Origin of the sequence: Kitasatospora sp. NPDC059646 (assembly GCF_042734615.1) — a bacterium.
In the GTDB taxonomy this organism is placed as follows: domain Bacteria; phylum Actinomycetota; class Actinomycetes; order Streptomycetales; family Streptomycetaceae; genus Kitasatospora.
Map to the genome: position 1 here is coordinate 276,251 of NZ_JBHWDS010000001.1, position 11,464 is coordinate 287,714.

The 11,464-nt window shown below is 74.4% G+C and carries 7 protein-coding genes; 3 read left to right on the forward strand and 4 right to left on the reverse strand.

Features of this window, described 5'->3' with window-relative positions; all coding sequences use genetic code 11:
- Window positions 1–81 precede the first annotated feature (81 nt).
- Window positions 82–3,690 (forward strand): cobaltochelatase subunit CobN, encoded by a 3,609-nt coding sequence (gene cobN / locus ACFV1L_RS01255; protein ID WP_380361822.1) that lies wholly within the window; start codon window positions 82–84, stop codon window positions 3,688–3,690.
- Window positions 3,691–3,906: 216 nt separating this feature from the next.
- Window positions 3,907–5,463 carry an apolipoprotein N-acyltransferase gene (lnt, locus tag ACFV1L_RS01260; protein ID WP_380361824.1) on the forward strand — a complete coding sequence of 519 codons (1,557 nt, stop codon included), beginning with the start codon at window positions 3,907–3,909 and terminating at the stop codon, window positions 5,461–5,463.
- A gap of 153 nt (window positions 5,464–5,616) precedes the next feature.
- Here the strand turns inward: lnt and ACFV1L_RS01265 are convergent, their stop codons facing one another.
- Window positions 5,617–6,381: a VOC family protein gene (locus ACFV1L_RS01265; RefSeq protein WP_380361825.1), complete on the reverse strand. Its 765-nt coding sequence runs from the start codon at window positions 6,379–6,381 to the stop codon at window positions 5,617–5,619.
- The gene (locus tag ACFV1L_RS01270) at window positions 6,378–7,292 is read right to left on the reverse strand and encodes an NADP-dependent oxidoreductase (RefSeq protein ID WP_380361827.1); all 915 of its coding nucleotides are present in this window, start codon (window positions 7,290–7,292) and stop codon (window positions 6,378–6,380) included. The genes ACFV1L_RS01265 and ACFV1L_RS01270 overlap by 4 nt, the downstream gene beginning before the upstream one ends.
- A 284-nt stretch (window positions 7,293–7,576) precedes the next feature.
- Between ACFV1L_RS01270 and ribA the strand changes: the two genes are divergently transcribed.
- A complete protein-coding gene (ribA, locus tag ACFV1L_RS01275) occupies window positions 7,577–8,215 on the forward strand; it encodes a GTP cyclohydrolase II (RefSeq protein WP_380361829.1) in 639 nt (212 codons plus the stop codon).
- A gap of 7 nt (window positions 8,216–8,222) precedes the next feature.
- Here ribA and ACFV1L_RS01280 read toward each other — a convergent pair whose 3' ends face one another.
- Both ACFV1L_RS01280 and ACFV1L_RS01285 read right to left on the reverse strand, forming a co-directional pair.
- Window positions 8,223–10,490: a putative bifunctional diguanylate cyclase/phosphodiesterase gene (locus ACFV1L_RS01280; RefSeq protein ID WP_380361831.1), complete on the reverse strand. Its 2,268-nt coding sequence runs from the start codon at window positions 10,488–10,490 to the stop codon at window positions 8,223–8,225.
- Complete coding sequence (locus tag ACFV1L_RS01285) at window positions 10,487–11,293, reverse strand: SAM-dependent methyltransferase (protein ID WP_380361832.1); 807 nt, start codon at window positions 11,291–11,293, stop codon at window positions 10,487–10,489. Before ACFV1L_RS01285 ends, ACFV1L_RS01280 begins: the two co-directional genes overlap by 4 nt.
- Window positions 11,294–11,464: the final 171 nt, after the last annotated feature.

Genomic DNA, 11,464 nt, shown 5'->3' on the forward strand with positions numbered 1-11,464 from the left:
GCCGTTCCGCGTCCTCGATCGTTCCTGTGCGCCCATCGCCGTGTTGTCCGCGCTGTTCGAGACGCCCGGGAGGGCTTTCGCATGATCCTGCTGCTGTCCACGTCCGACACGGACCTGCTGAGCGCCCGGGCGTCGAACGGCCCGGTGCCGTTCCGGTGGGGCAACCCGGCGCGCCTGGCCCCCGCGGACCTGCCCGAACTGCTGGACGGCGTCGAGCTGGTGGTCGTGCGGCTGCTGGGCGGCCGGCGGGCCTGGCAGGAGGGGCTGGACGTGCTGCTCGCCGGGCCGCGTCCGGTGGTCGTGCTGACGGGTGAGCAGGCTCCGGACGCGCAGCTGATGGAGCTGTCGACGGTGCCGGCGGGCATCGCGGCGGAGGCGCACGCGTACCTGGCGCACGGCGGCCCGGCGAACCTGGCGGAGCTGGGCGCGTTCCTGTCGGACACGGTGCTGCTGACCGGCCACGGTTTCGCGCCGCCGGCGTCCGCCCCGTCCTGGGGTCCGCTGGAGCGCACCGCCCGCACCTCGGAGGGCCCGTCCGTCGCGGTGCTGTACTACCGGGCGCACCACATGAGCGGCAACACGGCGTTCGTGGAGACGCTCTGCCGGGCGATCGAGGACCGGGGTGCGCAGGCCCGCGCGTACTTCTGCGCCTCGTTGCGCGGCGCGGAGCCGGAGTTGCTGGCGGAGCTGGGCGCGGCCGACGCGATCGTGACGACGGTGCTGGCGGCGGGCGGCACCCGGCCGGCCGACGCGCAGGCCGGCGGTGACGAGGAGGCGTGGGACGCGGGGGCGTTGGCGGCGTTGGACCGGCCGATCCTGCAGGCGCTGTGCCTGACCTGGTCGCGGGCGCAGTGGGAGGGCAGCGACGACGGGCTGTCGCCGCTGGACACGGCGACGCAGGTCGCCGTCCCGGAGTTCGACGGCCGGCTGATCACGGTGCCGTTCTCGTTCAAGGAGGTCGACGAGGACGGGCTGACGGTGTACGCGGCGGACGCGGAGCGGGCGTCGCGGGTGGCGGGGATCGCCGTGCGGCACGCCCGGCTGCGGCACACTCCGGCGTCCGAGCGGCGGCTCGCGCTGATCCTGTCCGCGTACCCGACCAAGCACGCGCGGGTCGGCAACGCGGTCGGCCTGGACACTCCGGCGTCGGCGATGCGGCTGCTGGAGCGGTTGCGCGCGGAGGGCATGGACCTGGGCGACAGTCTGCCGGGACTGCACACGGAAAGCGCTCTCCAGCACGACGGCGACGCGCTGATCCACGCGCTGATCGAGGCGGGCGGCTACGACCAGGCGTGGCTGACGGAGGATCAGCTGGCGCGCAACCCGGTGCGGATCCCGGCCGCGGACTACCGGCGCTGGTACGCGACGCTGCCGGCCGCGCTGCGCGAGCAGGTGGAGGAGCACTGGGGTCCGGCGCCGGGCGAGCTGTACGTGGACCGGTCGCAGAACCCGGACGGGGACCTGGTGCTGGCCGCGCTGCGCTCCGGGAACCTGCTGGTGCTGGTGCAGCCGCCGCGCGGGTTCGGCGAGAACCCGGTGGCGATCTACCACGACCCGGACCTGCCGCCGAGCCACCACTACCTGGCGGCGTACCGCTGGATCGCGGCGGCGCAGGAGGACGGCGGGTTCGGCGCGCACGCGGTGGTGCACCTGGGCAAGCACGGCAACCTGGAGTGGCTGCCGGGCAAGACCGCCGCGCTGTCGGCGGAGTGCGGGCCGGACGCGGCGCTCGGCGACCTGCCGCTGGTGTACCCGTTCCTGGTGAACGACCCGGGCGAGGGCACCCAGGCGAAGCGCCGGGCGCACGCCACGCTGGTCGACCACCTGGTGCCGCCGATGGCGCGCGCCGACTCGTACGGCGACATCGCCCGCCTCGAACAGCTGCTGGACGAGCACTCGAACATCGCGGCGATGGACCCGGCGAAGCTGCCGGCGATCCGCGCGCAGATCTGGACGCTGATCCAGGCCGCCAAGCTGGACCACGACCTGGGCCTGGCGGAGCGGCCGGAGGACGACGGGTTCGACGACTTCCTGCTGCACGTCGACGGCTGGCTGTGCGAGGTGAAGGACGCGCAGATCCGCGACGGCCTGCACGTGCTGGGCCAGGCCCCGGCGGGCGCGGACCGGGTCAACATCGTGCTCTCCATCCTGCGGGCGCGGCAGATCTGGGGCGGCGTCAGCGCGCTCCCCGGTCTGCGCGAGGCGCTCGGCCTGGACGAGGCGGCGCTGACGCTCGGCGCGACGGACGCCGCCGAGGCGCAGGCGCGGGCGCTGGTGGAGGCGATGGAGGCCGAGGACTGGAACCCGGCCGCGGTGGAGAAGGTCGCGGACGGCCTGCCCGCGGCCGTCGCGGAGGTGCTGACCTTCGCGGCCACCCAGGTGGTGCCCCGGCTGGCGTCCACCACGGACGAGTTGGACGCGGTGCTGCACGCCCTCCAGGGCGGTTTCGTTCCGGCGGGGCCGTCGGGTTCGCCGCTGCGCGGCCTGGTCAACGTGCTGCCGACCGGCCGGAACTTCTACTCGGTGGACCCGAAGGCGGTGCCGAGCCGGCTCGCCTGGGAGACCGGGCAAGCGCTTTCCGCTTCGCTGATCGAGCGCTACCGGGCCGACAACGACGGCCAGTTCCCGCCGTCGGTGGGCCTGTCCCTGTGGGGCACCTCGGCGATGCGCACCGCCGGCGACGACATCGCCGAGGCGCTGGCCCTGCTGGGCGTCCGCCCGGTGTGGGACGACGCGTCGCGCCGGGTGACCGGACTGGAGCCGATCCCGCTCGCCGAACTGGGCCGTCCCCGGATCGACGTGACGCTGCGCATCTCCGGCTTCTTCCGGGACGCGTTCCCGCACGTGGTGGCGCTGCTGGACGACGCGGTGCGGCTGGCGGCCCGTCAGGAGGAGCCCGCGGACCAGAACTTCGTCCGGGCGCACGTGCAGGCCGACCTGGCCGAGCACGGCGACGAACGCCGGGCCACCGTCCGGGTGTTCGGCTCCCGGCCGGGCACCTACGGCGCGGGCCTGCTGCAGCTGATCGACAGCCGGGACTGGCGCACCGACGCCGACCTGGCCGAGGTGTACACGGTGTGGGGCGGTTACGCGTACGGCCGGGACCTGAACGGGCGGCCGGCCCGGGAGGAGATGGAAACCGCTTACCGGCGGATCACGGTGGCGGCGAAGAACACCGACACCCGCGAGCACGACATCGCCGACTCGGACGACTACTTCCAGTACCACGGCGGCATGGTGGCGACCGTGCGCGCGCTGACGGGCAGCAGCCCGGCCGCGTACATCGGCGACTCGACCCGCCCGGAGACGGTGCGCACCCGCACGCTCACCGAGGAGGCGGCCCGGGTGTTCCGGGCCAGGGTGGTGAACCCGCGCTGGCTGGAGGCGATGCGCCGGCACGGCTACAAGGGCGCGTTCGAGATGGCCGCGACGGTGGACTACCTGTTCGGCTACGACGCCACCACGGGCGTGGTCGCGGACTGGATGTACGAGAAGCTCACCCAGGAGTACGTCCTCGACCCGGTCAACCGCGAGTTCTTCGCCGAGGCCAACCCGTGGGCGCTGCACGGCATTTCGGAGCGCCTGCTGGAGGCCGCCGAGCGGGGCCTGTGGGCGGAGCCGGATCCGCAGCTGCTGGCGGAGCTGCGGCAGGTGTTCCTGGAGACCGAGGGGGACCTGGAGGGCGAGTAGCCCCGGCCGCCCGGGCGCCCCTGCCACGTCCGTGCCCCCGTGCCCGGGCATTCGTTCGCGGGCGCTCCCCGGCTGCCGGGGCACCCCTTCGCAGGCGTGCCACCGGCAGCCCGGGCGCGCCTGCGGGGGCGAGCGGCCCGTGCCGGGCGGGACGACACTCACATCCCGTGATCGAATAGGGGTGCCTTCCGGGCCGCCCGGGCGGACAATCGCCGCATGAGCCTGCGAACCGCCCTGACCCGCCCGGCGCGCTACGGCGCGCTGGCCGCGGGCGCGTTGCCCGTCCTGACGTTCCCCGGCGCCGGCCTGGCCGTCCTGGCCTGGGTGGCGCTGGTGCCGGGCCTGTTGCTGATGCGGGCGGCGGGCGGGGCGCGCGAGGCGGCGGTGCGCGGCTGGTGGTTCGGCGCCGGGTTCATCCTGACCGGCATGTACTGGCTGATCCCGTCGATCGGCCCGGCGCTGCCGCTGCTGGCGGTGGTCTTCGGGGTGCTGCTCGCACCGGTGGGCTGGGCCGCGTGGCGGCTGCTGCACGGCGAGTTGACGCTCCGCCGGTCGGCGGCGGCGCTGGTGGTCGTGCCGGCGGTGTGGGTGAGCGCCGAGTTCGCCCGCTCCTGGCACGCGCTGGGCGGGCCGTGGGCGCTGCTGGGCGCCTCGCAGTGGGAGCATCCGGCGGTGCTCGGCCTGGCGTCCGTCGGCGGTGTGTGGCTGGTGAGTTGGGCGCTGGTCGCGGTGAACACGGCGGTGGTGGTGCTGGTGCTGGCGCGCGGGCTGCGGCTGCGCGTGCTGGCGGGTGCGACGGCGCTGGTGTCGCTGCTGGCGGGCCCGGTGGCGTTCGCGGCGCAGGCCGCGCCGGCGACCCGCGGTTCGGCGTCGGTGGCGCTGGTGCAGGCGGGCCAGACCGCGGACGAGCAGGCCCGGTTGGAGGCGAACGTCCGGATCACCCGCTCGCTGGCGGGCCGCCCGGTCGACGTGGTGGTGTGGGGCGAGAGCTCGACCACCGCCGACCTGGACCGGGACGGCGCCGTGCTGGAGCGGCTGACCGCGCTGTCCCGGACGTCCGGCGCACCGCTGATGGTCGGCGAGGACGCCCGCAAGGCGGACGGCCGGATCTCCAAGGACGCGGTGCTGGTGGACGGTTCGGGCATCGTGGCGCGCTACCGCAAGATCCGGCTGGTGCCGTTCGGCGAGTACATTCCGCTGCGCCCGCTGCTGGGCTGGGTCGCGGGGGTGAGCGCGGCGGCGGGCGAGAACCGGGCGCCGGGCAGCTCGGTGCACCTGCTGCCGGTGGTGGACCGCGACGGGCGCCCGCTGCCGGTCGGCACGCTGATCTGCTTCGAGTCGGCGTTCCCGGACATGTCGCGCGCCGCGTCCCGGCAGGGCGCCGAGCTGATCGTCTACCAGTCGGCGACGTCCACCTTCCAGTCGACCTGGGCGCCGGCCCAGCACGCCTCGCTGGGGGCGATCCGGGCGGCGGAGACCGGCCGCCCGGTGGTGCAGGCGGCGTTGACGGGCGAGTCGGTGGCGTACGACGCGCAGGGCCGCCGCCTGGTCCGGCTGACCACCGGCGAGTCGGGTGCGGTGACGGTGCGCCTGTCGCTGGCCGATCCGGCGGCGCGGACCTGGTACGTCCGGCTGGGCGACTGGGTGCCGCTGTCGGCGCTGGCGGTCACGGCGGCCGCGGGGGCGGGGTTGCTGCTGCCGCGGCTGCGCGAGCGCGGTCGTCCGGGCGCGCCGTCCGAGCCGCGGGCCGACCTGCCTTCGGCGCGGGTCTGAACTCCCCCGCCCCGGCGGGCGGTCCACCGCAGGAGCGCCGACTCCCGGGCCCTGCCGTGAGGTTCACCGCCGGGGCACCGACTCCCGTGCACGGCAGGGCGGGTCGGTCCGGTGCGACCGACCCGCCTTCGGTGGTGCTGCTGCTGCGGGGCCTCAACTCTCCGGGTAGGCCACGTGGATGCCGAAGGCCGCGCCCTGCGGGTCGCGCAGCACGGCGAGGCGCGGGCCGTCGGGGACGTCGGTGGGCGGCAGGGTGACGGTGGCGCCGAGCAGCGCGGCCCGTTCGGCGCTCAGGTCGACGTCGGCGACCGCGAAGTAGGGCATCCAGTAGGGCGGGACCTCCGCCGGGAACTGGTCGGCCATGTCCATCATGCCGCCGAAGTCCCTTCCTTCCAGGCCGAATTGGGTGTACATCTCGCCGGTGGTGACGCTCCAGCCGAACACCCGGGTGTAGAAGGCGACGGCGTCCTTCGGGTCCCGGGTGGCGAGTTCGACCCAGCCGAGCGCGCCGGGTTCGTTGACGACGTCGCAGCCGCGCAGGGTGCCGGGCTGCCAGGCCGAGAAGACGGCGCCGCCGGGGTCGCGGGCGACGGTGAAGCGGCCCCAGCCGAGGGCGTCCATCGGCGCGACGACGAGGGTGCCGCCGGCGTCGGTGATGCTGCCGGCGGTGGCGTCGACGTCGGGGCTGTGGAAGCTGATGTTCCACGCGGTGGGCTGGCCGGGCTCCATCAACCCGACCAGCCCGCCCACGAGTTGCTCCCCGACGTACAGCCGGGTGTAGCCCATGGCCTTCTCGTCGGGGACGACTTCGGTGCGCCAGCCGAACAGCTCGTGGTAGAAGGCCTTGGACGCGACCGGGTCCTTGGTGGACAGTTCGACCCAGCAGGGCGCTCCGGGGTGCGGTTCGGTGAGTTTCACGGGCGGTTCATCTCCAGGATCAGCTTGCCGCGGGCGTGTCCGCTCTCGACCTCGGCGATCGCCTCGGCCGCGCGGTCCAGCGGGTAGCGGGCGCTGATCTGCGGGTCGAGCGTCCCGGCGGCGACCAGGTCGGCGAGGGCGGTGAGCACGGTCGCGGTGCCGTCGCGCCGCACGTAGGCGCCGCCGAGTTCCTCGGCGGTGGCGCGGTCGGCGGTGGACACCAGCCGTCCGGGCCGGCGCAGCGCTCCGGCGACGTCGCGGACGGCGCCGTCGCCGACCAGGTCGAGGATCGCGTCGACGCCGTCGGGGGCGACGGCCCGCAGCCGGTCGGCGACGCCCTCGCCGTAGCGGACGGGCGTCGCACCGAGGGAGCGGACGTGGTCGGCGCTGCCCGCGCCGGCGGTGCCGAGGACGTGGACGCCGCGGGCCCGGGCGATCTGGGCGGCGGCGCTGCCGACGCCGCCGGCGATGCCGACGATCAGCAGGGTCTCGCCGTCGTGCGGGTCGAGCTGCTGGACCGCGTCGTAGGCGGTGGCGGCGGCGACGGGCAGGGCGGCGGCCTGGTCGAAGCCGACGGCGGCGGGCTTGCGGGCGGTGGCGCGGGCCGACAGCAGGACCTGTTCGGCGAACGCGCCGCCGGGCGCGATGCCGAACACCTCGTCGCCGACGGCGAAGCCGTTCGCGCCGTCGCCGACGGCGGTGACCACGCCGGCGGCCTCGCTGCCCATCACCACCGGGGGTTCGGCGGCCGTTCCGAACCAGCCCTGCCGTTTCTTCCAGTCGGCCGGGTTGACGCCGGCGGCCCTGACCTCGATCCGCACGCCGCCCGGGCCCGGCTCGGGCAGGGGCCGGTCCAGGAACTGCTGCTGTTCCGGTCCGCCGTACGCGACGAACCCGAATGCCTTCACCATGTGTCTTCCGCCTCCGCCTCTGCGTGTTCTCCGCTTGCCGGCCGCTTCCCCTTCAGCTTGCCGGGGTACCGGCGGGTAGCCCGGGACGGGTGGGCCGAACGGGAGGGCGGGCCGGGCGGGCCGAGCAGGGGGCGGCGCAGCGAACCCCTGTTGTTCAAATTCGAACCACGGTGTACCGTCGAGCGCGCACCACCCCGTTCGAATTTGAACAACTCTGATCGTCTCCGACCGGAGCCGATCGGTGCCGACCGACTCCTGAACGAGCGCTCCCCGGAGGACCCGACGTGACGACGCACCCCGAGACCGCCCGGCAGCCGGCCGCCGCCACCGTCCGCTCCCGGGTCCGCATCCCGCTGGTCTTCCCGGACGGCTACCGCGTCGAGGCCGACGTCCACACCTTCCGCCACCTCGCCGACGGCGCCGAGCACCTGGCGCTCGCGCTCGGCGACCCGTCGGCGGCGGCCGCCCCGCTGGTCCGCCTGCACTCCGAGTGCCTGACCGGCGACGTGTTCGGCTCGGCCCGCTGCGACTGCGGCCCCCAGCTGCGCGAATCGGTGCGGCGCATCACCGAGGCCGGCGGGTACCTGCTCTACCTCCGCCAGGAGGGCCGCGGCATCGGCCTCTACAACAAGCTGGACGCCTACGACCTCCAGATCAACGGCGGCCTGGACACCTACCGGGCGAACACCGCGCTGGGCCTGCCGGAGGACGCCCGCGACTACACCGCCGCCGCCCAGATGCTGGCCGCGCTCGGCGCCCCCGCGGTCCGGCTGCTCAGCAACAACCCCGACAAGGCCGCCCAGTTGACCGCCCACGGCGTCACCGTCACCGAGCGCGTCCCCACCGGCGTCCACCTGACGCCCGCCAACCACGCCTACCTGCGCGCCAAGGCGGACCACACCCACCACACGCTGGCGCTCTGACCCGGCGTCAGTCGAGCGGCCGGTCCCGGCCCTCGTCGTCGCGGGGCGCGATCTCCGGCTCGGCCGCGAACTCCGGTCCGGCGGCGGCCGGGTGGCGCTTCCCGTCGTCGTCGGCAGCGGCGCCCGGGGCGCGCCGACGGTCGAGGCCCTCGGGGCCGGTCCCGGGCGCGGCCTCGGCGGCCCGGTCGGGGTCGGCCTCGGCGATCCGGCGGGCGATCTCGGCGGGCCGCACCGGGCGGCCGAAGTGCCAGCCCTGGGCGAGGTCGCAGCCCATCAGGCGCAGCCGTTCGGCGTCGGCCCGGGTCTCCACGCCCTCGGCGGTGACGGACAGGCCGAGGGTGTGGGCGAGCGAGACCAGGCCGCTGACGATCCGCCAGCCGAGGTGGGTGTCCTTGGCGGGGTCGTGCAGGTCGCCGACGAAGGAGCCGGCGATCTTCAGGTTGGAGACCGGCAGGTCGCGCAGGTAGGCGAGGTTGGACCAGCCGGTGCCGAAGTCGTCGACGGCCAGCGAGACGCCCATGTCGACCAGCGCGTGCAGGGCCTTGAGCGCCTCGTCCTCGGGGCCGACCACGGTCGATTCGGTGATCTCGAGCTGCAGCATGGACGGGTCGAGGCCGGTGGTGCGCAGGACCCGCTCGATGTCGGCGACCAGTCCGGCGTTGCGGGCCTGACGGACCGCCAGGTTGACGCTCAGCCTGGGGGCCCGTTCGCCGAAGGCGGCGACCCATTCGGCGGCCTGTTCGCAGGCCTGTTCCAGCACCCAGCGGCCGAGCGGCATGATCAGGCCGGTCTCCTCGGCGACGCCGACGAACTCCTCGGGGCCGAGCACGCCGAGCTGCGGGTGGCGCCAGCGGACCAGCGCCTCGACGCCGGTCATGGCGCCGCTGGAGAGGTCGATCATCGGCTGGTAGTCGATGAAGAACTCGCCGCGGTCCAGGGCGGTGGGCATCCGCACGGACACCGCGTAGCGGCTGACGGCGCGCGCGTTCTCCTTCGGGTCGAACAGCGTCCAGCGGCCGCGGCCGGCCTCCTTGGCCCGGTACAGGGTGAGGTCGGCGGCGCGCACGGCCGCGCCGGGGGTGGTGCTGGCGATCCGGCGTTCGAGCACGCCGACGCTGGCGCCGACGGCGAGGCGGTGGTCGCCGATCACCACGGGCTTGGTGAGGGCGGCGAGCACGGTCTTGGCGGCGGCGACGGCTTCCTGTTCGCCGCGGCAGTTCTCCAGCAGCACCACGAACTCGTCGCCGCCGAGCCGGGCCACCAGGTGTCCGAGCGGGGTGAGCGCGGACTCCAGGCGGCCGGCGACGACGGTCAGCAGCTGGTCGCCCATGTCGTGGCCGAGGCTGTCGTTGACGACCTTGAAGCCGTCCAGGTCGACGTAGCAGAGGCCGAACCGGGCGTCCGGCTCGGGCGATTCGAAGAGCCGCTCCAGGCGTTCGAAGAACGCGGCGCGGTTGGGCAGGCCGGTGAGCGGGTCGTGGGTGGCCTGGTGGCGCAGCCGTTCCTGCAGCCGGTACCGCTCGGTGACGTCCTCCAGCATGGCGACCTGGTACAGCGGGGTGCCGTCGTCGTCGCGGATCAGCGAGACCGTCAGGTGGGTCCAGACCACTTCGCCGTCGCGCCGGTAGTACGGCTTGTCGAACTGGAAGTACTCGCGCTTGCCGCTGATCAGTTCCTCGTAGGCCTCCCACACGCCGGGGGTGTCCTCGGGGTGGACCAGGTCGTTGACGCGCACGCCCTGCATGTCCTCGGGACCGCCGCCGAAGATGTCTCCGAGGGCCCGATTGACAGCCAGGATGTTGCCGTCGGTGTCGCCGAGGCCGATGCCGATGGCGGCGGACTCGAACAGGGCGCGGAAGCGGGCCTCGGAGGCGCGCAGCGCCTTCTCGACCTCCTGGCGGGCGGTGTCGGCGGCCAGCCGGATCGACTCCTGCTCGCGCAGGGTGCGTTCGCGCAGGGCCGCCGCCCAGCCGGCCGCGAACGCGCCGGACAGTTCGGGGCCGCGGCCGTCGGGGACGGGCTGGCTCTGGATCAGCCGGACGGCGTCGGAGAGCAGTTGCGGGTCGGTGAAGTGGTTGTCGATCAGCAGGGCGCCGACCTGCCCGGCCAGGTCCGGGCGGAACGGGTGCTCCTGGGCGGCACGGTGCAGCAGTTCGGCGGTCCGCGCGATCAACGGGTTGAGGACGCCGGGCCGCACCGCCGCACCGTGTCCGGTGCGCAGCATCGCGGCCCAGGCGGCGTGGAACCCGTTGCCCGGGGCGGCCGCCTCGCTCACGACAGGCGTCCGACGCCGGCCATCCCGGTCATCCGCTCGGGGTGCGGGCCGACGGCGGCGTCCTCGTCGGGGCGCCACTCGGGGAGGTAGACCACACCGGGTTCGACCAGGTCGAAGCCGTCGAACATGGCGGTGATCTGTTCGCGGGTGCGCATCGTGAGCGGGGTGGGGGTGGAGCGGTACAGGTCCTGGTGGGCGCCGGCCTGGTCGGGGCGGCCTTCCAGGGAGGCGTGCGAGAGGATCAGGGCGCTGCCGCTGGGCAGGGCTTCGCGGAGCTTGGCGAGGATCTTCTCGGGGCCGTCGTCGTCGGTGACGAAGTGCATCACGGCGTTGAGGATGACGGCGACGGGCTCGCCGGGGGCGAGCAGTTCCTCGACCTCGGGGCGGGAGAGCAGGTCGTCGGTGTTGCGCAGGTCGGCGTCGACGATCTGGCAGAGGTCGTCGTCGGCGAGGATCAGGCGGCTGTGCGCGACGGCGACCGGGTCCATGTCGACGTAGACGACGCGGGCGTCGGGCTGGTACTCGCGGGCGACCTCGTGGACGGCGCCGAAGGTGGGGATGCCGGAGCCGATGTCGAGGAAGCGGCTGATGCCGTCGGCGGCGACGTACTGGGTGGCGCGGCGCAGGAACGCCCGGTTCGCGCGCATGATCATCGGGAGGTCGGGCCAGAGCTCGATCGCCCGGCGGGCCATCTGCCGGTCGACCTCGAAGTTGTGCGAGCCGCCGAGGTAGTAGTCGTAGACCCGGGCCGCGTTGGGCTTGTCGAGGTCGGTCCCTGCGGGCACCCAGTTCGGACGCGCCATGACGGCACCCCTTCCGGCGGGCAATCGATCGAAAAATGGCAACAGGACATAAAGATCTTCCTATACTTCCGATCCGCTCGGCAAGCGGCGTCGTCCGACCGGCCGCACGCATCGCCGCAGTCCACCGCACGGCGCGGGGCCGCCGCCCGCCCGCAGGGGTCTGCGGGCGGG